The organism is Rhizobacter fulvus, from assembly GCF_964020785.1.
The window spans coordinates 2429888-2455014 of record NZ_OZ224516.1 but is presented as its reverse complement, the minus strand read 5'-3'; the positions used below and the strand labels follow the sequence as shown (position 1 = coordinate 2455014).

Sequence of the window (25127 nt, the reverse complement as noted above, 5' to 3'; positions counted from 1 at the left end):
CGTGGCGCCGGGCTACTTGACCGCTTCGATGCGCTTGATCAGGTCGGCGAACTTCTCGCCGTACTTGGCGCGCACCGGCGCGGTCGCGTCGTAGAACGGCTTGTTGTCGATCGCGATGAACTCGACGCCGGCCGCCTTCAGCTTGGCGGTGTAGTCGGCGACGCTCTTGTCCCAGAGCACGCGCTGCTCCATCTGGGCCTCGCGCGAGAACTTCTTGACCAGCGCCTGGTCTGCCGGCGTGAGCTTGTCCCAGGTGACCTTCGACATCACGAAGATCTCGGGAATGATCAGGTGGTTGGTCTGGGTGTAGTACTTCGCGCCGGCCTGGTAGTGGTTGGCGGTGAACAGCGTCGGGGCGTTGTTTTCGGCACCGTCGACCACGCCGGTCTGGATCGCGGTGAAGACCTCGCCGTAGCCCATGGAGATGCCGTTGCCGCCCATCGCGTTCATCGTGTCGACGAACAGCGGGTTACCCATCATGCGGATCTTCTGGCCCTTCAGGTCGGCCATCGTGCGCACCGGCTTCTTGGTGTAGAGGCTGCGCGAGCCGCCGTCCATCCAGCCGAGCGCGACGAGCTTGGCCGGCGAGGCGGTGATCTTGTCCAGCATCTCCTGGCCGATCGGGCCGTCGATCACCGCGCGCATGTGGGCCTCGTTGCGGAACACGAACGGCATGTTGAACACGTTGACCTCGGGCACGACCGGGCCGATCGGGCCGAGCGAGGTGCGCAGGATCTGGATCGCGCCGACCTGGGTCTGCTCGATCATCTCCTTCTCGCCGCCGAGCACCGAGCCGGGGAACATCTGGAACTTGATGCGGCCGTTGGTCGCGGCATCGAGCTTCTTGCCCATGTTCTCGATTGCGACCACGTTCGGGTAGCCGGCCGGGTGCACGTCGGCGGCCTTCATCACCATCGTCTGGGCGTGGGCCGGCAGGCCGGCGGACAGAGCGCTCAATGCGACGGCGGCGGTCAGCAGGGTTCTTCTGAAGTTCATGGTTGTCTCCTGTGAGGTGATGAATGGGGCGTCGAGCGCGGACTCACTCGAACGGCCCCTTGATGCAGAAGCCGCCGCCCTGGTACCTGGCGACCGGGTCGGTCGGGTCGATGCGCGGCTGGCGCGCCTCGCGGTCGGCGCGGAACGGCTCGGAGCTGTCCTGCGGGCGATAGCCGATGTGGCGCGCCGGGGTGTTGTCCCACCAGGTCGTCGCGTTGTCGCTCATGCCGTAGATGACGCTGTGGCCGACGATCGGGGCGGACAGGCTCGCGACGACCAGGCGTTCGAGGTCGTCGACGCTCATCCAGGTCGCCAGCATGCGGCGATCCACCGGCTCGGGGAAGGACGAGCCGATGCGCAGGCTGACCGTCTCGATGCCGTAGCGGTCGAAGTAGAACTGCGCCATGTTCTCGCCGAAGGCCTTGCTGATGCCGTAGTAGCCGTCGGGGCGCATCGGCATCGTGGCGTCGATCACCTCGTCCTGGCGGTAGAAGCCGGTCACGTGGTTGGAGCTCGCGAACACGATGCGCCGCACTTCGTGCTTGCGCGCCGCTTCGTAGAGGTTGTAGACGCCGACGATGTTGGCCTGCAGGATCGGGCCGAACGGTCCCTCGACCGAAACGCCGCCGAGGTGCACGACCGCGTCGACGCCGTCGAGCAGCGCGTGCACCGCGTCGGCCTGCTCGAGCGCGGCGGGCACCAGTTCCTCGCCCGGCGCGGCCGCGCCGAGGTCGGCGATGTCACTGACGCGCAGGACGCCACAATGCGCCTTCAGGCGCGGCCGGAGTTCGCGGCCCAGGCCACCGGCGGCGCCGGTCAGCAGCAGGCGGGCGTACAGCGGGGCGATGGGGGCGGCAGGGGTCATGAGCGGCGATCGATTTGGAAGGGTTGCCACGGATTGTTTTTGTCGGCTGTCCTGCAGAATGTAGAGCAGCTTGTCATCAGTTGTCGTACAACTAGATGGTAGCCAGCCTCCTATTCCTGTCAATGCCGCCCCGTCGGGGTTTGTACTGAACGATCGATGAATTCGACCCCGCCCCTTCGCCGCGCCCGCACGCTCGCCCATGAGTTGGTCGAATCGCTGGGCGACCGCATCCGCGACGGTCGGCTCGCGGCGGGCGACAAGCTGCCCACCGAAGCGGCGTTCATGACCGAGTTCGGCGTCAGCCGCACCGTGGTGCGCGAGGCGATCTCAAAACTGCAGGCCTCCGGGCTGGTCGAGACGCGCCACGGCGTCGGCACCTTCGTCGTCGGCATGGGCGACGCATCGGCCTTCCGGATCGCGCCGGAGCAGTTGGCGACCTTGCGCGACGTCGTCGCGATGCTGGAGCTCCGGATCGGCGTGGAGACCGAGGCCGCGGGGCTGGCGGCGCAACGCCGCACGACCCAGAACCTGATCGCGATGCGTGACGCGCTCGACGCGTTCACCCAAGCAGTGGAAGCAGGTCGAGACGCAGTGGGCGCTGACTTCCAGTTCCATCAGGAGATCACGCGCGCGACCCAGAACGCCCACTTCGTCAACCTGATGGCGACGCTCGGCACGATGAGCATCCCGCGCGCCAGGCTCGACCCGTCGCGCCCGCCGGACGAGGAGCGCCTGGCCTACCTGCGCCGCGTCAACGCCGAGCACCTGAGCATCCTCGACGCGATCGAAAACCAGGACGTGGAGGCCGCCCGCGCGGCGATGCGCACCCATCTGGCCAACAGCCGGGAGCGCCGCCGCCGCGCCGCCGCACTGGCGGGCGAAAGCCCCTGATCTCGGGTTGGCCCGCTTGTCGGGCACGCGCCAGTGATCTAGGATAGTTGTACGACGACGTACAACTGGAGACTTCCGAATGCGCTCGACCTTCCTCCGCTGCCTCGGCCTGACGGCCGCCTGCCTGCTCGCCGCCGTGGCCTCACCGGCCGCCTGGGCGGCTTACCCCGACAAGCCGGTGACGATCGTGGTGCCGTTCCCGCCGGGCGGCTCGACCGACGTGATCGCGCGCGCACTCGCGGCGCGGCTGCAGGAGAAGCTCGGCCAGACCTTCATCGTCGACAACAAGGCCGGCGCGACCGGCACGATCGGCGCCGGCTTCGTCAAGCGGGCCGCGCCGGACGGCTACACGCTGCTCGTCTCGTCGCTCGGTCCGTACGTGATCGCACCGCACCTGATCAAGGGCGTGCCCTACGACGCGACCCGGGACTTCGACTACCTGACCGTCGCAGTGCAGGCGCCCAACGTGCTGGTCGTGCCGGCCGCATCGCCGTACAAGACGCTGGCCGACCTGCTGGCCGATGCCAAGGCCAACCCGGGCAAGCAGACCTTCGCGTCGTCGGGCAACGGCTCGTCGGACCACCTGACCGTCGAGCTGTTCTGGCAGCGCACCGGCACCAGCGGCGTGCACGTGCCGTACAAGGGCGGCGCCCCGGCCGTGACCGACTTGCTGGGCGGCGTCGTCAACGCCTCGTTCCAAAACATCAACGCGGTGATCCAGCACGTGAATTCCGGCAAGCTGCGCGCGCTGGCGGTGACCGGCACCAAGCGCTCGGCGCTGCTGCCGCAGGTGCCGACGCTGTCGGAAGCCGGGGTCAAGGGCGCCGACGTGTACTCGTGGCAGGGCGTGGCCGCGCCGCACGGCCTGCCGGCCGACATCAAGGCCAAGCTGAGCGCCGCGATGGTCGCCGCGCTGAACGACCCGCAGGTCAAGCCGAAATTGCTCGAGCAGGGCTTCGAGATCGTCGCGAACACGCCCGAGCAGATGACCAAGTTCCAGGCCGACGAGTTCGCGCGCTGGAAGACCGTCATCGAGACCGGCAAGATCACCGCGGATTGAGCATGAGCACGACCCCCCTCGTCGCCGACGTCCGCGTCATCCCGGTCGCCGGCCGCGACTCGATGCTGATGAACCTGAGCGGCGCGCACGCGCCGTTCTTCACCCGCAACCTGGTGATCCTGACCGACAGCGCCGGCCGCACCGGCGTCGGCGAGGTGCCGGGCGGCGAGAAGATCCGCCAGACGCTCGAAGAGACGCGCGGGTTGCTGGTCGGCCAACCGATCGGCACGATGCAGCAGCTGCTCGGCGAGGTGCGCGCCGCGTTCGCCGACCGCGACGCGGGCGGCCGGGGGCTGCAGACCTTCGACCTGCGCACGACGATCCACGTCGTCACCGCGATCGAATCCGCGCTGCTCGACCTGCTCGGCCAGCACCTCGGGCTGCCGGTCGCGGCGCTGCTGGGCGAAGGCCAGCAGCGCGCGCAGGTCGAGATGCTGGGCTACCTGTTCTTCGTCGGCGACAAGGCGAAGACCGGCCTGCCGTATGTCAGCGAGCCGGGCGCAGCCGACGACTGGTCGCGGCTGCGCCACGAGGAGGCGATGACGCCCGAGTCCATCGTGCGGCTGGCCGAAGCCGCGCACGCGCGCTATGGGTTCAACGACTTCAAGCTCAAGGGCGGCGTGCTGGCCGGCGAGGCCGAGGTCGAGGCGATCCGCGCGCTGCACGAACGCTTCCCGACCGCGCGCGTCACGCTCGACCCGAACGGCGGCTGGCTGTTGAAGGATGCGATCCGCATCACCCGCGACCTGCACGGCGTGATGGCCTATGCCGAGGACCCGTGCGGCGCGGAGGACGGCTTCTCGGGCCGCGAGGTGATGACCGAGTTCCGCCGCGCGACCGGCCTGCCGACCGCCACCAACATGGTCGCGACCGACTGGCGCCAGCTCACGCACGCGTTGTCGCTGCAGTCGGTCGACATCCCGCTGGCCGACCCGCACTTCTGGACCATGGCCGGCTCGGTGCGCGTGGCGCAGACCTGCCGCGACTGGGGCCTGACCTGGGGCTCGCACTCGAACAACCACTTCGACGTGTCGCTGGCGATGTTCACCCACGTCGCGGCCGCCGCGCCCGGCCGAGTGACCGCGATCGACACCCACTGGATCTGGCAGGACGGCCAGCGCCTGACGACCGCGCCGCTGCAGATCAAGGGCGGGCTGGTCGACGTGCCGACCGCGCCCGGCCTGGGCGTGACGCTGGACATGGCCGAGGTCGAGAAGGCCCACGCGCTGTACCTGCAGCACGGTCTGGGCGCACGCGATGACGCGATCGCAATGCAGCACCTGATCCCGAACTGGCGCTTCGACCCGAAGCGGCCGTGCATGGTGCGCTGAAACCGCGCACCCACAGAACACTTTCCCGGAGACGACTCGATGAACAAGCGCCAGAACCTGATCGCCGCGGCCGCCACGCTGCTGGCGACCGCCCTTGCCGGCCCCGCAGCCCACGCTCAGGCGTGGCCCAGCAAGCCGATCCGCATCGTCGTGCCGTACACGCCCGGCGGCTCGTCGGACATCATCGCCCGCGCCATCAGCGGGCCGCTGGCCGAGGCGCTGAAGACCACCGTCGTGGTCGAGAACAAACCCGGCGCGAACGGCAACACCGGCACCGACCTGGTCGCCAAGTCGCCCGCCGACGGCTACACGATCCTGCTGTGCGACGTCGGCGCGCTGGCGATCACGCCCTCGGTCTACACCAAGCTGCCGTTCGAGCCGAGCAAGGACCTGAAGGGCGTGACGATGCTGGCGTATTCGCCGCACATGCTGGTCGTGCACCCGTCGGTGCCGGCCAACAACCTGCAGGAACTGGTCGCGCTGTCGAAGACGACCAAGCTGAACTTCGCGGTCACCGCGATCGGCAGCGCGCCGCACGTGGCCGGCGTCGCGGTCGAGAAGGCGACCGGCGCGAAATGGGAGTACATCCCGTACAAGGGAGGCTCGCAGGCCATCACCGACACGATCGCCGGCCAGACCCAGGTGCTGATGAACGGCATGCTGGCGACGCTGCCGTTCGTTCAGAGCGGCAAGCTCAAGGTGCTGGGCATTTCGAAGGCCACGCGCATGCCGCTGCTCGCGAACGTGCCGACGATCGCCGAGCAGGGCGTGAAGGGCTTCGAGTCCGGCACCTGGCAGGGTGCCCTGGTGCCGGCGGCCACCCCGCCGGCCGTGCTGGCGCGGCTCTCCGCCGAACTGACGAAGATCATCCGCTCGCCCGACGTGCGCTCGCGCCTGACCGCGCAGGGCGCCGAGGTCAACACGATGTCGCCGACCGAATTCTCGAGCTTCTTCGAAGCCGAGCGCAAGCGCTGGGCCGGCGTCGTCTCCCAGGGCGGCATCAAGCTCGACTGATCAGGGAGATCCACGATGACCTTGCCCACCCCCTACAAGCCCTTCCCGAACAGCTTCCGCGCCGACCTGCGCGCCGGCAAGACGCTGATCGGCTGCTGGTGCTCGCTCGCCAACCCGATCACGACCGAGGTGCTCGGCGTCGCCGGCTTCGACTGGCTGCTGCTCGACGGCGAGCACTCGCCGAACGACGTGATCACATTCATCCCGCAGCTGATGGCGCTGAAGGACAGCCCGAGCGCGCCGGTCGTGCGCCCGACCTGGAACAACCCGGTCGAGCTGAAGCGGCTGCTCGACGGCGGCTTCTACAACTTCCTGATCCCGTTCATCGAGAGCGGCGAGGAGGCGCAGCGCGCGGTCGCGGCCACGCGCTACCCGCCGCAGGGCTTCCGCGGCGTCTCGGTCTCGCAGCGCAGCAACCGCTTCGGCGCCGTGCCGGGCTACTTCGAGGGCATCAACGAGCAGATCTGCGTGATGGTGCAGATCGAGAGTCGCAAGGGCGTGGCGGCGGCGGCCGAGATCGCAGCCGTCGACGGCGTCGACGGGCTGTTCATCGGGCCGTCCGACCTGGCCGCCGGCTTCGGCCACTTCGGCAACCCGGCCCACCCCGAGGTGCAGGCCGCGATGGCGCAGGTCTTCGCGGCCGGCAAGGCGCACGGCAAGCCGATCGGCATCCTCGCGCCGGTCGAGGCCGACGCGCGGCGCTACATCGCGCAGGGCGCGACCTTCGTCGCAGTCGGCAGCGACCTGGGCGTGTTCCGCTCGGGCACGCAGGCGCTGCGCGACAAATACCTCGCGGCCTCCTGAACATTCACTGACATCGGAGCAATCGACATGAGCAAGTTGGGATTCATCGGCCTGGGCATCATGGGCACGCCGATGGCGCTGCGCCTGGCGGCCGGGGGCCACGAGCTGTTCATCCACACCCGTAGCGAGCCCAAGCCCGAGGTGCTGGCAGCCGGCGCGTTGCGCTGCGCCAGCGCCAAGGAAGTGGCCGAGCGCGCCGACATCGTCTTCACGATGGTGCCGGACACGCCGGACGTCGCGAAGTTGCTGTTCGCGGACGATGGCGTCGCTGCCGGCCTGTCGAAGGGCAAGACCGTCGTCGACATGAGCTCGATCTCGCCGATCGAGACCAAGGACTTCGCCCGGCGCATCAACGCGCTCGGCGGCGACTATCTCGACGCGCCGGTCTCCGGCGGCGAGGTCGGCGCCAAGGCCGGCACGCTGACGATCATGGTCGGCGGGCCGGAGGCGGTGTTCGAGCGCGTCAAGCCCCTCTTCGAGCTGATGGGCAAGAACATCACCCTCGTCGGCGGCAACGGCGACGGCCAGACCTGCAAGGTCGCCAACCAGATCATCGTCGCGATGAACATCGCGGCGGTCGGCGAGGCGCTGGTGTTCGCCAGCAAGGCCGGCGCCGACCCGGCCAAGGTGCGCCAGGCGCTGATGGGCGGCTTCGCGGCCAGCCGCATCCTGGAGGTGCACGGCGAGCGGATGATCAAGCGCACCTTCGCGCCGGGCTTCCGGATCGGGCTGCACCAGAAGGACCTGAGCCTGGCGCTGGCCGGCGCGCGCGCGCTCGGCGTCGCGCTGCCGCAGACGGCCGGCGCGGCGCAGCTGATGCAGGCCTGTGCCGCCAACGGTGGGCAGGACCTGGACCACTCGGCGCTGGTGCAGGCGCTGGAGCTGATGGCGGCGCACGCCGTCGCCTGAGCGGTAAGGTTTCACGACCGTGTGGCCGCAAAGGCCACACGCACCGAAACTTTCGGTGCTAGGTCCGAGAGGGTCGCGCAATCGTTTGCGCGAATGCCCGCCGCCTCCGAGACTCGCGCGTCGCCGCTGTTCAAGCGGCCAATCGTCTCGGAGTGCGCGTGAATCTCGTCTGGATCATTCTGATCGGCCTGCTGGCCGGCTTCGTTGCCAAGCTGCTGACGCCGGGAAGCGGCCCCAGCGGCTTCCTGCTGACCAGCGCGCTGGGCATTGGCGGCTCGCTGGTCGCCACCTTTCTCGGCCGTTTCATGGGCCTTTACACCGCCGGGCAATCGGCGGGGTTCATCGGCGCGGTCATCGGCGCCGTCGTGCTGCTGCTGGGCTACCACCTCGCGACGAAGAAGTAATCCCCTTTTCAAGGAACACCTTATGTCATTCGATCTCGGCAGCCTGCTTCAGCAGTATATCGGCGGCCCGGTCGCCGCCGGCCAGCACACCGAAAACCACTTCGATCAGGCGGCGCAGGCGGCGCCGACCGACATCCTCAGCGCCGGGCTGGCGGCGATGTTTCGCTCCGACCAGACGCCTGCATTCGGCCAGATGGCCGGGCAGATGTTCGGCCAGGCCAACCCGAACCAGCAGGCCGGGATGTTGAACTCGCTGATCGCCTCGATGGGGCCGGCCGTGCTGGCGTCGTTGCTGAACAAGGGCGCGTCGGGCGCCGGCGCGCTCGGTGGGCTGGGCGGCTTGCTCGGCGAACTCTCCGGCGGCGGCGCCGTCGTGCCCGCGCTGACGCCTGCCCAGGCCTCGCAGCTTTCGCCGGAGCAGGTCGAGGTCCTCGTCGACCACGCCCAGCAGGCCGATCCCGGCATCATCGACCGGCTCAGCAACTTCTACGCCGAACACCCGACGCTGGTGAAGACCGTGGGCAGCGCCGCGCTGACGATCGCGCTGGCCAAGATGGCCGAACGCGCGCGCGGCTGACGCCGCCGGGTCGCCGACGAGCGCGTCTAGCCGACGTGCCGGCCGAAGTGAGCGAGCGAACGTTCGAGCGCCGTGGCTGCGGCACCGGCGTTGTAGGAACCGCGCTGGTCGCAGTTGAAGCCATGGTTGGCGGCGTACAGGTGGACCTCCACGCCCGGCTGCGCCTGCTCGAACGCCTTCACGCTCTCGACGCTGATGTGCGCGTCCTGGTCACCGAAATGCGCCAGCGTCGGCACCGCGGGGCGGCGCGATGGCTCGCTGCCGACCGTCATGCCGCCCCCGTAGTACGCGACGGCTGCTGACAGCCCGCGCACGGACTCTGCTGCACGCCACACCAGCAGTCCGCCCCAACAGTAGCCGACGATGCCGACCTTGCCGGCCGCCGCGACCCGGTCGACCGCGGCCTGGACGTCCTGCAGCACGCCGGGCGCGGGCAGCGCCTCGACGGCCGCCTTCAGGCGCATGCCGCGAGCCATGTCGTCCGGCGTGTATCCCAGATCGATGCCGCGTTCGATGCGGTCGAACGTCGCCGGCGCGATCGCGAGGTAGCCGGCCCTGGCATACCCGTCAGCGACCTGCCGGATGTGCGAGTTGACGCCGAAGATCTCCTGAAGCACGACGATGGCGCCTTTCGGCGTCCCGGAAGGTTCGGCGAGATAGGCCGACGACGTGAAGCCGTCGGCAGCGGTGAGGGTGATCGTCGATGAAGGCATGAACGGCGCTCCGGGTTGCTGGTTCGAGGGGGACTTGTTCACCACCGCGTGGTCCACGCGGCAAGGCCACCCGGGCTTTTAGCGCAATTCGATCGACCCTGACGCCGCCGGGCTACGGCGCGCTCGCAGACGAGGCCGGCAAGGACACGACCGACGCAGCCGACGGCACGGAGGGATCGGACGCGGGCGACGAGGCCGGGACGACGCCGACGGGCGCGCTGGTCACGGTCGGTGCGGTAGGCGCAGGGTTCGGCACGTCGGCGGGGGTCCGCTTGTCGCAGCCGGCGAGCGCGACGACGAGCGCCGCCGGGATGAGGATGAGGGCGAGGCGCATGGCAGGTTCAGCGGCGCGACTGCAGGTACGACTCGACCCGGCTGGCGCGGTCGCCCACAGCGGCCACGGCCTCCTTCAGGCGCTCCTTCGAGACGCCGAACTTCTTCGACCAGTCGGCGAGTTCGTAATCCTCATCGATGTTGATGCGGGCGCGGTCCTGGCCGCCAACCTTGGTCTTGTCATCGGACATGTGGGTGCTCCTGTCGAACGCAAATGCGTCGATCCGGCGCGCGACCGATGCGAGAGAACGGCGCGTGTCGTTGACGGTGCTGTCCGACAGCGGCGCTCTCGAGACCCCTCATCAGGGCTGGCCGGTCTCCTTGAACGACGCCGCGCGCCAGTAGCCCAGCACCTGCTCGGCCGCCTCCTCGCTCCTGGCCCCGCGGACCAGCGACTCCAGGCCTCGATACAACGCCCGCGCGTCCTCGGCCAGGCCGAACAGAACGAGCGATCGAAGCAGTCGGCTGACCCGCAGATCATCGGGGCCCGCTACACGCGACCATTCCGAGGAGTCCTGCCAGCTCTCTCGCTTCAGCAGCAGACCTTCCCGCAGTTCGAGGCCCAGATACCGGAGTACCCGATCCCTGCTCAATGCGATGCCGGCACGAACGCGATGATCCAGCGACAGCCGCTCGATTTCATCCGACGTCAGCAACGGGCCGCGCTGAGTGAACATGCTTCTCTCGGCGGTCGGTAGCATCCACTGGATGAACGTCGTGTGCGCACCCATCCATTCGTCGCTCTGTGACAGCATCGTGAACAAGGTACTGCCGTGGCTGTCCAGGCCGCGGTACCCCAGGAACGATCTGAGAACTCCGTAGCGGGTCCTGTCCAGCGCCGGGCGGCACAACCAGCGCGTACGCAGCGCCCTTGCCCGCTCGAGCGCAAGCCTCGGCGCGACTGGCGATGAAGACTCGCCGGTGTTGCCGTCCGCGACTTCCGCGTGGACGTTGCGCGCATGGATGTGTGGCGCGAGCTCCTTCCAGCAACCGGCGGCCATCAACGCGGCCTCCACGAGTTGCCACGCGGACCGGTCGTCGTAGCAGAGGGAAACGGGCTCGCCGAGCTCCCTCAGGAAACTCCCCAATCTGCGCCCGAGCACCGCCAGACCGGCCCTCTGGGCGCCGGGCGCGCGTCCGAACAACGGGACCACTTTGGCGTTCGAGCGGTCGGCCGTCTCGGGGGTTTCCGCCTCGTCGTGGATGCCCAAATAGCAGCTGGCCGACCCATCTTCGGAGATCAGGCCGATGGCCGGCAGCTGCTTTGCGTCGGGGGCGGGATTGAACTCGGCGTCGACGAACAGGCGCTGCATGCGGTCCACGGAGTCCGGAAGTGTCGCTGTGTCACAGTGCGGCGGAGCCGGTGGCGGGCGGGCTGCCGATCACGCGAATTCTGCGGTGGTGCGCCCGGCTGGGATCGAACCAGCAACCCCTGCCTTCGGAGGGCAGTACTCTATCCATTGAGCTACGGACGCGACGCCCGCGATTCTATCAGCGCCCCTTGCGGACCCCCGGTCGCGGCGGCGGGTGAGCTGGGCGTCGGCCCTATAATTCCGAGGTTTTGCGCGGGGCCTTTCGGGGCTCGGGGCTCGCCGGCCCTCCCCGCCTCCCCGATTTGCGCAGTTTGAGGATCTCATGAGCGACGCCCAGAACCAGCACGATCACGATGGCCCGCACGAAGGCCCCATCAAGACGCCCAAGCAACTGATCCTCGCGGTCCTGTATGCGTTCGTCGTACCGGTCATCGTGATCGTGCTGCTGGTTGAATACGTGACCAGCGACCACCGGCCCGCGGCCGGCACCGAGGCGCTCGCGCCCGCCGCTGTGGCCGAGCGCATCCGCCCGGTCGGCATGGTGCAGGTGAAAGACGCTTCGGACCTGTCGACCCTGAAGACCGGCGAGCAGGTCTTTGCGGCCCAGTGCACGACCTGCCACACCGCCGGCCTCGTCGGCGCGCCGAAGCTCGGCGACGCCGATGCCTGGGGCCCGCGCCTGAAGACCGGCTACGACGCGCTGCTGCACTCGGCGCTGGCCGGCAAGGGCAACATGGGCGCGCAAGGCGGTGGCGACTACACCGATCTCGAAATCGGCCGCGCGGTGGTCTACATGGCGAACAAGGCCGGCGGCAAGTTCGACGAGCCGAAGGCCCCGGCCGCCGGCGCCTCGGCAGCGGCCGCCACCACGGCGGCAGCGCCGGCGCCAATGGCGGCCCCGGCCGCTTCGGCGGCTGCTCCGGTGGCAGCGCCGGTTGTCGCGGCCGCCGCACCGGCGAAGGCGGATGCCGCGGGTGCCGTGCCGGCGCTCTACACGCAGCTGTGCCAGACCTGCCACGCCACCGGCGTCGCGGGCGCACCGAAGGTGGGTGACAAGGCAGCCTGGGCCGCGCGCCTGGCCGAAGCGAAGGACATCGACGGCGTCACCGCCATCGCCATCAAAGGCAAGGGCGCGATGCCGCCGAAGGGCGGCTCGACCGCTTCGGACGCCGAGATCAAGGCGGTCGTGACCTACATGGTCAATGCATCGAAATAGTCCTGCCCGCGTTCGCGAACGAGCCGGCCCTGGGCCGGCTTTTTTGCGTCCGCACGCGGCGCAATGGCCTCGCGGCGCCAAGGAGGTTTTTGCCGCGGCTGCATCCAGTTGCACGGTCCGGCCGTAGGTGTCGGGCGTGGCCCATCGCGCCACATCCAACAACCCCAGAGGAGCCCACCCATGAAGACCGTCCTGATGATTGCCGCCGCAGCCGTTCTCGGCGCCTGCGCCACCAGCCCGATGATGATGAAGGTGGACAACGCCGCCCTGCCGGAGGCCGTGCGCGTGCCGGCCGGCCAGAAGCTGATGATGGCCACGTCCGCCACCGGCGAGATCACCTACGAATGCCGCGAGAAGAAGGACATGGCGGGCGCACACGAGTGGGCGTTCGTCGGCCCGGTCGCGACGCTTTACGGCGCCGACAAGAAGATGGTCGGCAAGTACTACGCCGGCCCGACCTGGGAAGCGGCCGACGGCTCGAAGGTCACCGGCAAGCAGGTCGCGGTCGCGCCGGCGAAGCCGGGCAGCATCCCGCTGCAGCTCGTGAAGGCCGACCCGGCGATGGGCGCGGGCGCGATGACCGGCGTCAGCTACATCCAGCGCCTGAACACCAAGGGCGGCGTGGCGCCGGCGATGGCCTGCGATGCGATGGGCAAGGGCAAGCGCCAGGTCGTCGCGTACGAAGCCGACTACGTGTTCTACGGGATGTGATCAGGCCTTCTTCGGCTTCAGCACGAAGCCGAAGCGTTCCGACAGTTCGTCGAAGCGGATCTCGGTGGGCGGCCACCGACCCGCTTCGACCGCGTCTGCGGCCAGCTCCATGTCCAGCGTGTGGACCACGCCCAGGCCGAGGTCCGTCGCCAGGAAGAGGCGGCCGTGCTCGTCCAGCCACGCGCTCTGGAACTGCGCAGCTCGGCCGGTGTGGCTGGTGATCGTCGGCGCGTTCGCTTCACCACCGAGACGCCAGACCCACGGCGCCGCCTCGAGTTCGACATAGACCCGCTGCGGCCCGTTCTGGAAGAACCAGCAGCCCGCGTCGTCGTGGAGGTAGTTGCGCTCGATGAACTCGCGCAGCTTCTCGTGCTGGATGCGGCTGCCCTTCACCTGCGGGAACGGCCCGGCGTGCTGGATGCGCTCGTCGCGCATGTACCAGTCGCCGCGCGCGTCGAGCGCGAGCCAGTCGTAGCAGTGGGGCACGTTCGGCCACTTCTTGAGGGCCTGCTTGACGATGTCGTCCATCCTTCGATGCTGACGCAAATCTTAGATCGCGGCCTGGATCCAGCCCATGACCCGCTCGGGCAAGGTGAGAACGTGGCCCGGCCAGCGCCCGCCCGGGAAGCCGACGTGCCCGCCATGCCGCGGCTGCCACAGCGTGACCGACGGCCCCACGTCCCGCTGCAGCGGCAGCGACGCGGCCGGCACGAACGGATCGTTGAGCGCGTTCAGCACCAGCGCCGGGATGCGGATGCGGTGCAGGTGCGGCTTGGCCGAGCCGCGGGACCAGTAGTCGTCGGTATCGCGAAAGCCGTGCAGCGGCGCGGTGAACACATTGTCGAAGTCGTACAGCGTGCGCGCGGCCAGCAGCTGCTCGCGGTCGAACAGGCCCGGGTGCTGCGCCAATTTGGCCAACGCCTTGGGCTTCATCGTGCGCAGGAACATGCGGGTGTAGACCTGCCGGTTGAAGCCGGTGCCGATCGCCCGCCCGCCGGCCGCCAGGTCGATCGGCGACGAGACCGCGCACACCGCGTCGGCGATCCGCGCCGCGCTCTCGCCCGCCTCCTCGGCCCAGCGCAGCAGCGCGTTGCCGCCGAGCGAGACGCCGACCGCGGCGATCCTGCCGAGTCGTCCCGCGCGTATGCGCTGCAGCACCCAGCCGATCTCCTCGAAGTCGCCCGAGTGGTAGGCGCGCGGTGCGCGGTTGAGCTCGCCCGAGCAGCCGCGGAAGTGCGGCACCACGAAATCCCAGCCGTTCGCGCGCGCCCAGTGCGCGAAGGCCTGGGCGTAGTGGCTGCCGGACGAGCCCTCGAGGCCGTGGAAGAGCACCAGCAGTGGCCGCTCGGTCGTCGCGTCGCGAGCGCTCGGCGAGACCTGCCAATCCACGTCGATGAAGTCACCATCCGGCGTGTCCCAGCGCTCGCGGCGGAACGTCGGCACTGGCCCGTCGAAGCGCTTGCCGAACAGCGCCGGCCAGATCGTCTGGGCGTTGCCGCCGATCAGCCAGCGCGGCGCGAGATAGCCAGCGTCGTCCATTCGCGGCGCGGATCAGTGCAGGACCGACGCCGCCTCGACGATCTCCTGGACCTCGCGCGGCGAACCCGGGCTCGCGTGGTGCGACACCAGCCGCCAGCCGCGCGCGCCGTTGACGTAGACGTTGGTCGCGACCACCCAGGCCGACTGTGGCCCCTCGGCCGTCATGACCTGGATGTGCTCGAGCACGCTGTGGACCGCGCAGTCGTGGGTCTGCAGGCGCCGCACCTTCTCGGGCTGCGCGTTGACCGCGCCGTTGGCGAAGATCGATTCGAAGGCCGAGCGGATCGCGGTCGCGCCGACCACCCGCGGCCCGCCCGGGTGCACGCAGCTGATCTCCTCGTCGTCCGACCAGACGGCCATCAGCCGCTCCAGGTCGCCGCGCTGCAGCGCCTCGTAGAACTGCTGCTCGATCTCGTCGGGCGAGGCGATCGGCGGGGCGGGTTTGCTGCGGGCCATCGGGGGCTCTCAGGTGAACACGACGGTCTTGCGGCCGTTGATCAGCACACGGTGCTCGACATGCCAGCGCACGGCACGCGCGAGCACGACGCTCTCCACGTCGCGGCCGACCGCGGTGAAGTCCTCCGGCCCGCGCGAGTGGTCGACCCGCTCGACGTCCTGCTCGATGATCGGCCCCTCGTCGAGTTCGGCCGTCACATAGTGCGCGGTCGCGCCGATCAGCTTCACGCCGCGTTCGTGCGCCTGGTAGTACGGCTTCGCCCCCTTGAAGCTCGGCAGGAAGCTGTGGTGGATGTTGATCGCGCGGCCGCGCAGGAACTCGCAGAACGCCGGGCTCAGGATCTGCATGTAGCGCGCCAGCACGACCAGGTCGATCTGCTCGGCGGCGATCAGCCGCTCGACCTGCTGCTCCTGCGCGCGCTTGGCCTCGGCGCTCGCGCCGGTGGCGAGCGGCAGGTGGTGGAACGGCACGCCGTGGCTCGCGCACAGCTCGGCGAAATCGGGGTGGTTGGAGACGACGGCGGCGATCTCCGCCGGCAACTGGGCCGACTGGCAGCGGAACAGCAGGTCGTTCAGGCAGTGGCCGTGCTTGCTGACCATCAGCAGCAGCCGCGGGCGGCGCGCCAGCGCGTGCACCTGCAGGTCCATCGCGAAGCGTTCGCGCAGCGGCGCGACCAGCGCTTCCAGCGCCGCAGGGTCGGTTGCCAACGCCGGCGGCGCCTCGAAATGCACCCGCATGAAGAACAGGCCGGTGGCGTCGCTGCTGAGCACGTCGCCGAACTGCTGGGAGTCGAGGATGTTGCAGCCGGCTTCGTACAGCAGTCCGGACACGGCGTAAACAATGCCCTTGGTGTCGCGACAGGACAGGGTCAGGATGAATTCGCGGTGTTCGGACATTAGGATAGGCTTCGCTCCGCGTTCGATTGTACGAACGACCCGTGAAACCGCGCCCGGCGCCGCGCCCGCGCCCCGATCGACCCCGCCGGAACAAGCCACCACCGATGCCGACGCCCCAAAGCGACTGGTCCGAACGCAGCCTCGAGCTTTCGAGGCTCCTTGCGCGCTCGGGTCTCGGCGATCGTGCGGCATTTGCCACGCTCTACGAGCGCAGCAGCCCGCATCTGCTGGGCGTGATCCTGCGTATCCAGCGTGACCGGGCCCAGGCCGAGGACATTCTCCAGGAGGTGTATGTCAACGTCTGGCGCGCGGCGCGAAGCTTCGATGCTGCCCAAAGCCAGCCCTTGACCTGGCTGACGAGCATTGCGCGCAACCGCGCGATCGACAGCCTGCGCCGCACGCAAACCCAGCCGCAGTTGCAGACCCATTTCTCCAACCCCGACAACGAGGATTCCGACGTGTACGACACCGTGGCCAGCGACGCGCCCGGCCCGCTCGATCTGCTGAGCCGGGCATCGGATGCCCGCGCGCTCGCAGCGTGCATGGAGGGCCTGAGCGCGCCTCAGCGCCAGAGCGTGGCGCTGGCGTTCTTCGACGGGCTGAGTCACGCGGAGGTGGCCGAGAACATGGCCCAGCCGCTCGGCACCGTGAAATCGTGGGTGCGGCGTGCGCTGCTGTCGTTGAAAAGCTGCCTGGACGCCGCGGTGCGCCGCGACGCCGGTACCGCGGGCGGCTGAGCCCCGCCCCCGAGAACGCCATGGACTACAGCCGCCCCGAACTCGCCGATCGCCTCGCCGCGGAGTACGCCGCGGGGCTGCTGCGCGGGCCGGCGCGGCGCCGCTTCGAGGCGCTGCTGCCGGCGCACCCCGCACTGCGCGGCGCGGTGCAGGCCTGGCACGACCGCCTGATGCCCCTGACCTCCGCGATCACGCCGCAAACGCCGTCGCCGGCTGTCTGGACGAAGATCGAGGCCCGCGTCCATGGCGGCCCGGCCCCCGCCGCGAACGCCGCCTCGTCGGCCGAGCCGGGCTGGTGGCGTCAATTGGCGTTCTGGCGCGGCGTCTCGGCGTTTGCCGGTGTCGCGGCGCTGACGCTCGGCCTGATGGTCGCGAACCCGGGCCCGGTGCAGCCGCCGGTCGTCGTGGTGCTGTCGGCCACGGCGCCCGCACCGGGGGCACCGGCTGGCGCGGTGGTGCCGGCGTCATTCGTCGCCAGCATCAGCGGCGACGGGCGCGCTGTCGTGACCCGTCCGCTCACCAACGTTGCGCTGCAACCCGATCGCGCGCTCGAGCTCTGGGCCGCCGCCGGCACCGGCGCACCGCGCTCGCTCGGGCTGATCTCGGCCAACGGCGCCACCGTGGTTCGCAAGGCGGTGCTGCCGCCGGGGACCGACCATCTCGCCGTCAGCCTGGAGCCGCCGGGCGGCTCGCCGACCGGCGCGCCGACCGGTCCGGTGCTTTACGTCGGCAAGCTGACGCTCTGAGGCCCGCCCAGCGCGTCGTCGAGCGCCTGCTCGACGCGTCCGGCGCTGACGCCGGTCAGGCAGCGCGTGTGACCGAACCGGCAGACGCGGTCGAAGCACGGTGCGCAATCGAGCTGCAGTTCTTCCTTCAGCCACAGCACCCGCGCGCGTGGGTTCAGGGGCGGGGTGTGCTCCGGGCTGGTCGAGCCGAAGACAGCGGCCTGCGGCACGCCGAACGCGGCCGCCACGTGCATCAGCCCTGAATCGTTGCTGACGACGCCCCGCGCGGCCGCGATCAGCGCCATTGCGTCGATCAGCGAGATCTGCCCGGCCAGCACCCGGCAGGCGCCGTCGGCCGCCGCCTCGATCTGTGCGCAAAGCGCAGCCTCCTTGCCCGAGCCGAGCAGCAGCACGGTCTGCCCGCCGCGCGCATGCAGCACGCGGGCCAGTTCGGCGTAGTGCTCGGGCGGCCAGCACTTGGCCGGCCCGTACTCGGCGCCGGGCGCGAACGCCCAGTACGCCCCAGGCGCGACGCCCGCGGCCGCGGTCACGCGCGCCAGCGTCGCGGCGTCGAACCGCAGCGTCGGGCGTTCGCCCGCGACGCAGGGCTCACCGGCCAGTGCGCTGTAGAACGCCACCATCGGCGGCCGGCCCGCCGGGTTCGGCAGGCGCCGGTTCAGCAGCAGATAGCGACCCTCCCCGTGATAGCCGACGCGCCGCGGGATGCCTGCCAGCCAGGGCAGCAGCGCCGATTTCAACGAGTTGGGCAGCACATACGCGTTGTCGAAGCGGCCGCGCAGCGTGGCTGCGACGCGGCGGCGCCCGGCCCAGTCGAGCCGGCCATGCGCAAACGGCAGGTCGATGACCTCGGCGACTTGCGGCATCGCGCGGTACACCGGCGCGACCCACGGCAGCGCCGCGACCGTCAGCTGCTCACCGCGCGCGGCCAGCCGCGCCAGCAGCGGCTCGGTCATCACCGCATCGCCGATCCATTGCGGGGCGATGATCAGCGAGCGGATCACACCGTCAATGGGCGTGGACTTTTTCGCCGGCCTTCAGGCGATAGACGGTGCCGCAGTACGGGCACTTGCCTTCGCCGGTGGTGGCCACGTCGATGAACACGCGCGGGTGGGTGCTCCACAACGCCATCTTCGGGTTCGGGCAGAACACCACGCCCGGGCCTTCCAGGTCGTTCGCGGTCACCTCGACCGTTGCAACAGGGGTCGTCATGGTCACACCTTGCTCAGCCACTCGGCGTATTTCGGATTGCGCCCGTTCACGATGTCGAAGAACGCGCTCTGGATCTTCTCGGTGATCGGCCCGCGCGAGCCGGAGCCAAGCTCGATGCGGTCGAGCTCGCGGATCGGCGTGACCTCGGCGGCGGTGCCGGTGAAAAAGGCCTCGTCGGCGATGTAGACCTCGTCGCGGGTGATGCGCTTCTCGACCACCTTCAACCCCAGATCGGCGCAGATCGCGAACACGGTGTTGCGGGTGATGCCGTTGAGTGCGCCGGCCGACAGGTCGGGCGTGTAGACCACGCCGTTCTTGATCACGAACAGGTTCTCGCCGGCACCCTCGCTGACGAAGCCGTTCGCGTCGAGCAGCATCGCCTCGTCGTAGCCGTCGTCGGTGGCCTCCATGTTGGCCAGGATCGAGTTGGTGTAGTTGCTGACCGCCTTGGCCTGCGTCATCGTGATGTTGACGTGGTGGCGGGTGTAGCTCGAGATCTTCACGCGGATGCCGCGCTTCAGGCCTTCCTCGCCGAGGTAGGCGCCCCAGGGCCAGGCCGCCACCATCAGATGGACCTGGTTGCCCTTGGGCGAAACGCCCAGCTTCTCGGAGCCGATCCAGGTCAGCGGGCGGAGGTAGCAGCTCTCCAGCTTGTTCTCGCGCACGACGGCGAGTTGCGCCTGCATCACCTCGTCGAAGCTGAACGGGATCTTCATGCGCAGGATCTTGGCGCTGTTGAAGAGCCGCTCGGTGTGCTCGCGCAGCCGGAAGATCGCCGTGCCCTTGACGGTGTTGTAAGCACGCACTCCCTCGAAGGCCCCACATCCGTAATGCAGGGTGTGGGTCAGCACGTGGATCTTGGCGTCGCGCCAGTCGACCATCGTGCCGTCCATCCAGATCTTTCCATCGCGGTCGGCCATCGACATGGGGAGCTCCAAAGGTGCGGGAGCGGAGATTCTAGGCGAGAGGGTCATTCGGGCGGTCGCGACGCCCGGTTTGCACCAAGTGCGACGCCAACCATCAAACTAGGGGGTTCGGCAAGCCAATTTGGGAGCTTTTTCCCCCGCGAGTGGGGGGGTCTCGTGCATTGCTAACGAAAATCAGGCGCGCACAATCGACTCAGCCGAATCACTCCGGGTCGTTGAGAGAGTTGAAGCCCGGCAAGTTTTCCCCTTAACGCTGTCTCAGGAGTTCATACATGAAATTTTCCCGCTCGCTGCTTGGTGCTGCCGCCGCAGTCGCCCTCTGCGCCAGTGCCCTCCCCGCGTTTGCTCAGCAAGCGGTCTACACGTTCAACGACGGTGGCTCTGCCTTCCCGTCGCCGGGCAACTACGGCACGATCACGCTGACCCAGAACGGCTCGGACGTCGACTTCAGCGTCGTGCTCGCGGACGGCTTCAACTTCGTCACCACAGGCAACCAGAACAGCAAGGCCACGTTCTCGTTCAACGGCGCAGGCGTCACGCTGACCGACATCACCGACATCATGACCGCCGGTGGTGGCTCGTACGCCGCTTGGACACCGGGCAACAACAGCCCGTTCGGCACGTTCGACTTCGGCATCTACTGCTCGGACTGCAAGAACGGTGGCGCCGGTCAACAGGCTGACCCGCTGACCTTCACGGTTCTGAACTCGGTCCTCGGCGACTTCGCTTCGCTGAGCACCGCCGGCGCTTATTTCTCGGCAGACGTGATCAGCGGTTCGTCGACCGGCTCGGTCGGTGCGACCGTCCCGGCCGTCCCGGAACCCGAGACCTATGCGCTGATGCTCGCCGGCCTGGGCGTCGTCGGCTTCATGGCCCGCCGCCGCAAGCAGCAAGCCTGAAGCGCCTGACAGGCGCTCGCCAGACAACCCCGCCTCGGCGGGGTTTTTTGCGTCTGGCCGGCACGCGCAGGCACCGCGCGACAATCGCACGATGCCGACCCTGAACCCGATTCCGGCAGCGGCGGCGCCAGCCCCGGTCGCGCCGCGTCCCGGCCCGCAAAAATACGCGGTGCACGTCGCCGCGAGCCGCATCGACGGCCAGGGCGCGTTCGCCGCCGAGCCGATCCCGGCGCGGCGCAAGATCGGCGAGATCCGCGGCGAATCGATCAGCGTGCGCGAGGCCCGGCGGCGCGCCAAGGGCGTCGACCGGATCATGATCGTCGAGCTCAGCGAGACCCGCGCGATCGACGCCTCGCAATCCACCGACCCGCTGCGCTTCACCAACCACTCTTGCCGGCCCAACGCGGTGCTGCGAATTCGCCAGGGCCGGGTCGAGTTCTATGCGATGCGCGACGTGGCGATCGGCGAGGAACTGACGGTCAACTACGGCGAGACGCATCACGAAGGGCGCTTGCGCTGCCGCTGCGGCGCGCCGGGCTGCGTCGGCCGGCTCTAGCGCGCGCCCGCGCGCTCAGTGCGACGCCGCCGCGCGCAGGCGCGCCGTGGTGGCCGCGAGGTCGGGCCACGCGGGCTTGTCCGGCGCGAAACGCTGCCGCATGTAGGCGGCGAGCTGCGCGATCTGCGCGTCGTCCAGGTGGTCCCGGAACGCGGGCATGAAGCCGATCTCGCGCGTCGCCGGTTCGCGGATGCCCTCGAGGATCACGCGCAGCAGGTTGTCGGGTCGGTCGCTGTGCAGGTTGGTGTTCAAGGCCAACGGGAGGTTCTGCCCGAGCAGCTGCGGGCCGCTGCCGTCGTGGTGGCAGGCGCCGCAGGCGGTCGTGAAGAGCCGCTGCGCCGGCCCCGTCGCGAGGGCTTCCGGCGCCTGGCTGCGCGCGACGCGTGCTGCCGCGTCGCGCGCGTCGGGACCGGGCGCCGTGAGCGACGCGAGGTAGGTGGCCATCGCGCGCACGTCGGCCTCGGGCAGTTGCGCGAGCTGCTGCACGACCGGCGCCATCGGCCCGCTGGCATTGCCGTGCTGGGCCGAATGGCCGTGGCGAAGGTAGTCGAAGAGCGCCGCCTCGGTCCACGGCACCGGCGCGCGGCTGAGTGTGGTGAGTGCGGGCGCCTCCCAGCCGTCGACGATCGCGCCGGCCAGGTAGCCGGCACCGCCGCGCTCGGCGCCGAGCGCGTTGCGCGCGGTATGGCAGGCGCCGCAGTGGCCGACGCCGTCGACCAGGTACGCGCCGCGGTTCCATTCGGCGGACTGCGTCGCGACCGCCGCGACCGGGCCGGGCGTGAGGTACAGCGCATTCCAGAGCGCCATCAGCGGGCGCACGCTGAACGGGAACGCTAGCCGGGTCTGCGGCGCGGCGGCGGCGATCGGCGGCTGCGCCATCAGGTAGGCGTACAGCGCGGTCAGGTCGTCGTCGGTGGCGCGCGTGAAGGCGGTGTACGGAAACGCCGGATACAGGTGGCGGCCGTCGCGCGAGATGCCCTCGCGCATCGCGCGCTTGAAGGCGCTGAACGACCAGCTGCCGATGCCGTGCACCGGATCGGGCGTGAGGTTCGTGGAATAGACGATGCCGAACGGCGTTTCGAGCGCGCGGCCGCCCGCGTTCGGCGCGCCGCCGGGCGCCGAGTGGCAGACGATGCAGTCGCCGGCCGCGGCGAGGAGGCGGCCCTTCTCGATCGTCGCGGCGGTGTAGACGTTCGCGCTGCCGGCCGCGATCGGCGCGATCGTGGAACGCCAGCCGAGCAGCCCGAGCGCAGCGGCGCCGAAGCCGATGAGCAGCGCAGCCGCCTTGGCGACGCCGCCGCGCGTCGCCCTCGCGCCGGTCTTCCCATCAGAGGGAAGTGAGCGCGGGGCGGAAGAGGCGGCCTGATTCTTCGCCGGCTCCTCGATCCCGAGCGCCTTGCGCACCACCTCCGGCGTGAACGGCGGCTCGCGAAAGCGCACGCCGGTCGCGTCGAAGATCGCATTGGCGATCGCCGCGGTGCCCGGCACCGACGACGACTCGCCGGCGCCCAGCGGCGGCTCGCCGGGCCGCGGCATCATCAGCACGTCGACGACCGGCACCTCGCGGAAGTTCAGGATCGGGTAGCTGCCCCATTCACGCGCCACCGGCACGTGGGTCGCCGCATCGACCGGCACCGATTCCTTCAGCGCGCGCGAGGTCGTCTGCAGCACGTTGCCGTGGATCTGGTGCTGCACGCCGGCCGGGTTGATCATCAACCCGGCGTCCTGGCCGACGACGACGCGGCTGACGTGGACCTCACCGGTCGTGCGGTTGACCTCGACATCGGCGACCCACGCCGCCCACGCGGCGCCGTATCCGGGAAACTTGCTGTGCACGTAGCGCGCGTAGGCGAAGCCCTGGCCCTTCAGCAGATCGCCCTCGGCCGCCTGCTGCTGCGGCTGCGTGTGCGCGCGCCAGCCGGCACGCGCGGCTGTCGCCTTCACGAGATCGCTCGCGCGCCCGTCCTTCAGGTGCCGCAGCCGGAACTCGACCGGGTCGACGCCTGCCGCCGTGGCGAGCTCGTCGACATACGATTCGTGCGCGAACGCGTTCGGCAGCGCGGACACGCCGCGCAGCCACGAGGCGCGCAGGATCGGCGGCATGTCGTTGGCAACGACGCGCAGGTGGTCGACCTGGTAAGGCGGCACCGCGGTGCGGTCGCCCATCTCGTAGGCGTGCGCGTCGGAGGCGACCGTGCCGGTCAGCAGCAGCGCCAGCGTCGGCGCGCCGTTGCTCGGGTACGAGGTCTGGAAATCGTAGGCCGCGACACCGCCACCCGCATCCAGCCCGCCGTTCACTTGCATCAGCTGCGCAGCGCCCTTCGGCTCCCACAGGTGTTCCTGCTCGCGGGTCAGCTGCACGCGGACCGGCGCGCCGACGGCGCGCGACAGCAGCGTGGCGTCGGCCGCGACATCGTCGGCGCAGTTGCGACCGTAGCACCCGGCCGCCTCCATGCGGATCACGTCGATCGCGGTGTCGGGCAGGCCGGTCAGCGTCGCGAGGTCCGCGCGCAGCACGTGCGGGTTCTGCGTGCCGGCCCAGACCGTCATGCGGTCCGGGTGCCAGTCTGCCAGCGCGCACGACGGGCCGATCGACGCGTGCAGCTGGTACGGCCAGACGTAGGTGCGCTGCAGCGGCTGCGCAGCGCGGGCGATCGCGCCGTCCACATCGCCCTGATCGACGAGCACGCGGCGGGTCGACGGGTTGTTGCGCAGCGCGTTGGCGAGATCGCCTAGCGGCACGCTGCCGGGCCAGTCGCGCCAGGTGACCTTCAGCGTGCGCATCGCCGCGTCGGCCTGCTCCTCGCGCTCGGCGACGATGCCGACGAAATCGCGGATCACGACCACCGCGCGAATGCCTGCGATATGAGCGATCGAGGATTCGTCGACCGCCTCCAGCGTGTTGCCGACGAAGTCGCCGGCGTCGACGCCTGCATACGGCGGGCGCACGACGCGGCCGTGCAGCATGCCCGGCACGCGCTTGTCGTGGACGAAGACCTCGTCGCCACCCGCCTTGGCAGGGATGTCGACGCGCGGCGGCGAGCGGCCCACCACGCGGTAGTCCTGCGGCGATTTCAGCGGGGCGGCGCTCGTCAGCATCAGTTCGACCTGGCGGCCGGCGAGCTTCTCGCGCACGCCCGTGCCCGGCTGCGCGGCGAGCCACGCCCGCGCCTGCGCGGCCGCGCGGCGCAGCGGTTCGGCATGGATCTGGATCGAGCTGCTCGCAATCGTCGCGCCCTGGTTCGGCGCGATCGCGGTGCTGCCGAGGACCACGTGGACCGCCGTCAGATCGACATCCAGTTCCTCCGCGACGATCTGCGCCAGCGCGGTGCGGATGCCGGTGCCCAGATCGACATGGCCGTGCAGCGCGGTGACGCTGCCGTCGTCCCAGACCGCCACCAGGATCTCGTCGCCCTCGGCCGGGTTGGACGGCACCGCGGCCGGCTGCCCTTGGGCCGGAACGCCCGCGGGCGGCGGCGGGCGCGACACCAGCAACACGCCCGTCGCGGCGCGCAGGTCGGCGCGCGAATGCGGCGTCTGCGCGCGCAGGCCGGTCATCGCGGCGCCAGCAGCCCGGCTGCGCGCTGGACCGCCTGCAGGATCTCGAGGTGCGTGCCGCAGCGGCACAGGTTGTGCGCGAGCGCGTCGCGCGCCTGCCGCTCGGTCGGCTGCGGGTAACGCTGCAGCAACGCGACGGTGCTGACGATCATCCCGTTCAGGCAGTAGCCGCACTGCGCGGCCTGGCAGTCGATGAAGGCCTGCTGCACCGGGTGCAACTGGCCGTCGCGACCCAGGCCCTCGAGCGTGGTGATCGCACGGCCCTCGACACCACCGACCGGGATCACGCACGACCGCGCCTCGACGCCGTCGACCAAGACCGTGCAGGCGCCGCACTCGCCCAGCCCGCAGCCGTACTTCGGACCGTTCAGCCCGAGGTCGTTGCGCAGCACGTTCAGCAGCGGTGCATCGCGCGGCACGGCCAGCGCGTGGGCGCGGCCGTTGACGGTCAACGCGATCGCCGGCAC

General features: G+C 69.9%; 29 protein-coding genes and 1 tRNA gene. 14 read left to right on the top strand and 16 right to left on the bottom strand.

Features of this window, described 5'->3' with window-relative positions; all coding sequences use genetic code 11:
- Positions 1-12: 12 nt before the first annotated feature.
- Positions 13-996: a TRAP transporter substrate-binding protein gene (locus tag ACWH49_RS11750; RefSeq protein WP_448171632.1), complete on the bottom strand. Its 984-nt coding sequence runs from the start codon at positions 994-996 to the stop codon at positions 13-15.
- Between the two features lie 43 nt (positions 997-1039).
- Positions 1040-1861: an NAD-dependent epimerase/dehydratase family protein gene (locus ACWH49_RS11745; protein ID WP_448171631.1), complete on the bottom strand. Its 822-nt coding sequence runs from the start codon at positions 1859-1861 to the stop codon at positions 1040-1042.
- Between the two features lie 156 nt (positions 1862-2017).
- On the opposite strand from ACWH49_RS11745, the gene ACWH49_RS11740 reads away from it, so the two are divergent.
- From ACWH49_RS11740 to ACWH49_RS11705, 8 genes are all read left to right on the top strand, one after another.
- On the top strand, positions 2018-2752 hold the full coding sequence (locus ACWH49_RS11740) for a FadR/GntR family transcriptional regulator (protein ID WP_448171630.1): 735 nt from the start codon (positions 2018-2020) through the stop codon (positions 2750-2752).
- Between the two features lie 79 nt (positions 2753-2831).
- Positions 2832-3812 carry a Bug family tripartite tricarboxylate transporter substrate binding protein gene (locus tag ACWH49_RS11735; protein WP_448171629.1) on the top strand — a complete coding sequence of 327 codons (981 nt, stop codon included), beginning with the start codon at positions 2832-2834 and terminating at the stop codon, positions 3810-3812.
- Between the two features lie 2 nt (positions 3813-3814).
- Complete coding sequence (gudD, locus tag ACWH49_RS11730; RefSeq protein ID WP_448171628.1) at positions 3815-5143, top strand: glucarate dehydratase; 1329 nt, start codon at positions 3815-3817, stop codon at positions 5141-5143.
- Between the two features lie 39 nt (positions 5144-5182).
- Positions 5183-6157 carry a Bug family tripartite tricarboxylate transporter substrate binding protein gene (locus ACWH49_RS11725; RefSeq protein ID WP_448171627.1) on the top strand — a complete coding sequence of 325 codons (975 nt, stop codon included), beginning with the start codon at positions 5183-5185 and terminating at the stop codon, positions 6155-6157.
- A gap of 15 nt (positions 6158-6172) precedes the next feature.
- The gene (gene garL / locus ACWH49_RS11720; protein ID WP_448171626.1) at positions 6173-6961 is read left to right on the top strand and encodes a 2-dehydro-3-deoxyglucarate aldolase; all 789 of its coding nucleotides are present in this window, start codon (positions 6173-6175) and stop codon (positions 6959-6961) included.
- A gap of 27 nt (positions 6962-6988) precedes the next feature.
- Complete coding sequence (gene glxR, locus ACWH49_RS11715; RefSeq protein WP_448171625.1) at positions 6989-7870, top strand: 2-hydroxy-3-oxopropionate reductase; 882 nt, start codon at positions 6989-6991, stop codon at positions 7868-7870.
- 158 nt (positions 7871-8028) lie between these two features.
- Positions 8029-8274, top strand: coding sequence for a GlsB/YeaQ/YmgE family stress response membrane protein (locus tag ACWH49_RS11710; protein ID WP_448171624.1), 246 nt, complete (start codon positions 8029-8031; stop codon positions 8272-8274).
- Between the two features lie 22 nt (positions 8275-8296).
- Positions 8297-8851 carry a hypothetical protein gene (locus ACWH49_RS11705; RefSeq protein WP_448171623.1) on the top strand — a complete coding sequence of 185 codons (555 nt, stop codon included), beginning with the start codon at positions 8297-8299 and terminating at the stop codon, positions 8849-8851.
- Positions 8852-8877: 26 nt separating this feature from the next.
- Here ACWH49_RS11705 and ACWH49_RS11700 read toward each other — a convergent pair whose 3' ends face one another.
- The 5 genes from ACWH49_RS11700 to ACWH49_RS11680 form a co-directional block, all read right to left on the bottom strand.
- Positions 8878-9564, bottom strand: a complete 687-nt coding sequence (locus ACWH49_RS11700; RefSeq protein WP_448171622.1) for a dienelactone hydrolase family protein — start codon at positions 9562-9564, stop codon at positions 8878-8880.
- A gap of 112 nt (positions 9565-9676) precedes the next feature.
- Positions 9677-9898, bottom strand: coding sequence for a hypothetical protein (locus ACWH49_RS11695; RefSeq protein ID WP_448171621.1), 222 nt, complete (start codon positions 9896-9898; stop codon positions 9677-9679).
- 7 nt (positions 9899-9905) lie between these two features.
- Positions 9906-10088, bottom strand: coding sequence for a DUF3606 domain-containing protein (locus tag ACWH49_RS11690; protein ID WP_056473057.1), 183 nt, complete (start codon positions 10086-10088; stop codon positions 9906-9908).
- Positions 10089-10199: 111 nt separating this feature from the next.
- Positions 10200-11210, bottom strand: coding sequence for an opioid growth factor receptor-related protein (locus ACWH49_RS11685; RefSeq protein WP_448171620.1), 1011 nt, complete (start codon positions 11208-11210; stop codon positions 10200-10202).
- Between the two features lie 86 nt (positions 11211-11296).
- A tRNA-Arg gene (locus ACWH49_RS11680) sits at positions 11297-11372 on the bottom strand.
- 160 nt (positions 11373-11532) lie between these two features.
- Between ACWH49_RS11680 and ACWH49_RS11675 the strand changes: the two genes are divergently transcribed.
- Positions 11533-12426, top strand: coding sequence for a c-type cytochrome (locus ACWH49_RS11675; protein ID WP_448171619.1), 894 nt, complete (start codon positions 11533-11535; stop codon positions 12424-12426).
- 180 nt (positions 12427-12606) lie between these two features.
- Entirely contained in the window at positions 12607-13137 is a 531-nt protein-coding gene (locus ACWH49_RS11670; RefSeq protein WP_448171618.1) for a DUF3455 domain-containing protein, read from the top strand.
- Here the strand turns inward: ACWH49_RS11670 and ACWH49_RS11665 are convergent, their stop codons facing one another.
- The 4 genes from ACWH49_RS11665 to purU are packed head-to-tail and all read right to left on the bottom strand — an operon-like array spanning position 13138 to position 16029.
- Positions 13138-13665 carry a DUF2946 family protein gene (locus tag ACWH49_RS11665; RefSeq protein WP_448171617.1) on the bottom strand — a complete coding sequence of 176 codons (528 nt, stop codon included), beginning with the start codon at positions 13663-13665 and terminating at the stop codon, positions 13138-13140.
- A gap of 21 nt (positions 13666-13686) precedes the next feature.
- On the bottom strand, positions 13687-14676 hold the full coding sequence (locus tag ACWH49_RS11660; protein ID WP_448171616.1) for a YheT family hydrolase: 990 nt from the start codon (positions 14674-14676) through the stop codon (positions 13687-13689).
- 12 nt (positions 14677-14688) lie between these two features.
- Positions 14689-15132 (bottom strand): YybH family protein, encoded by a 444-nt coding sequence (locus ACWH49_RS11655; protein WP_448171615.1) that lies wholly within the window; start codon positions 15130-15132, stop codon positions 14689-14691.
- Between the two features lie 9 nt (positions 15133-15141).
- Positions 15142-16029: a formyltetrahydrofolate deformylase gene (gene purU / locus ACWH49_RS11650; RefSeq protein ID WP_448171614.1), complete on the bottom strand. Its 888-nt coding sequence runs from the start codon at positions 16027-16029 to the stop codon at positions 15142-15144.
- A 104-nt stretch (positions 16030-16133) separates the two neighbouring features.
- Here purU and ACWH49_RS11645 point away from each other — a divergent pair, with 104 nt between their 5' ends.
- Together ACWH49_RS11645 and ACWH49_RS11640 are read left to right on the top strand one after the other, a co-directional pair.
- On the top strand, positions 16134-16766 hold the full coding sequence (locus ACWH49_RS11645; RefSeq protein ID WP_056473033.1) for a sigma-70 family RNA polymerase sigma factor: 633 nt from the start codon (positions 16134-16136) through the stop codon (positions 16764-16766).
- A 20-nt stretch (positions 16767-16786) separates the two neighbouring features.
- On the top strand, positions 16787-17512 hold the full coding sequence (locus tag ACWH49_RS11640; protein WP_448171613.1) for an anti-sigma factor: 726 nt from the start codon (positions 16787-16789) through the stop codon (positions 17510-17512).
- Here the strand turns inward: ACWH49_RS11640 and waaF are convergent.
- Genes waaF through ACWH49_RS11625 form a run of 3 tightly spaced genes read right to left on the bottom strand, consistent with a single transcriptional unit; the run spans position 17488 to position 19647 of the window.
- Positions 17488-18513: a lipopolysaccharide heptosyltransferase II gene (gene waaF / locus ACWH49_RS11635; protein WP_448171612.1), complete on the bottom strand. Its 1026-nt coding sequence runs from the start codon at positions 18511-18513 to the stop codon at positions 17488-17490. The two genes, ACWH49_RS11640 and waaF, sit on opposite strands and share 25 nt — an antisense overlap.
- A 4-nt stretch (positions 18514-18517) precedes the next feature.
- Complete coding sequence (locus ACWH49_RS11630) at positions 18518-18721, bottom strand: zinc-finger domain-containing protein (RefSeq protein ID WP_056473026.1); 204 nt, start codon at positions 18719-18721, stop codon at positions 18518-18520.
- Between the two features lie 2 nt (positions 18722-18723).
- Positions 18724-19647, bottom strand: a complete 924-nt coding sequence (locus tag ACWH49_RS11625) for a branched-chain amino acid transaminase (protein WP_448171611.1) — start codon at positions 19645-19647, stop codon at positions 18724-18726.
- Between the two features lie 272 nt (positions 19648-19919).
- Here ACWH49_RS11625 and ACWH49_RS11620 point away from each other — a divergent pair, with 272 nt between their 5' ends.
- Positions 19920-20546 carry a PEP-CTERM sorting domain-containing protein gene (locus ACWH49_RS11620; RefSeq protein WP_448171610.1) on the top strand — a complete coding sequence of 209 codons (627 nt, stop codon included), beginning with the start codon at positions 19920-19922 and terminating at the stop codon, positions 20544-20546.
- A 91-nt stretch (positions 20547-20637) separates the two neighbouring features.
- Positions 20638-21102, top strand: coding sequence for an SET domain-containing protein (locus tag ACWH49_RS11615; RefSeq protein WP_448171609.1), 465 nt, complete (start codon positions 20638-20640; stop codon positions 21100-21102).
- Between the two features lie 15 nt (positions 21103-21117).
- On the opposite strand, the gene ACWH49_RS11610 is transcribed toward ACWH49_RS11615, so the two are convergent.
- Together ACWH49_RS11610 and ACWH49_RS11605 are read right to left on the bottom strand one after the other, a co-directional pair.
- Positions 21118-24660: a molybdopterin cofactor-binding domain-containing protein gene (locus ACWH49_RS11610; RefSeq protein ID WP_448171608.1), complete on the bottom strand. Its 3543-nt coding sequence runs from the start codon at positions 24658-24660 to the stop codon at positions 21118-21120.
- The gene (locus tag ACWH49_RS11605) at positions 24657-25127 is read right to left on the bottom strand and encodes a (2Fe-2S)-binding protein (protein WP_448171607.1); all 471 of its coding nucleotides are present in this window, start codon (positions 25125-25127) and stop codon (positions 24657-24659) included. Before ACWH49_RS11605 ends, ACWH49_RS11610 begins: the two co-directional genes overlap by 4 nt.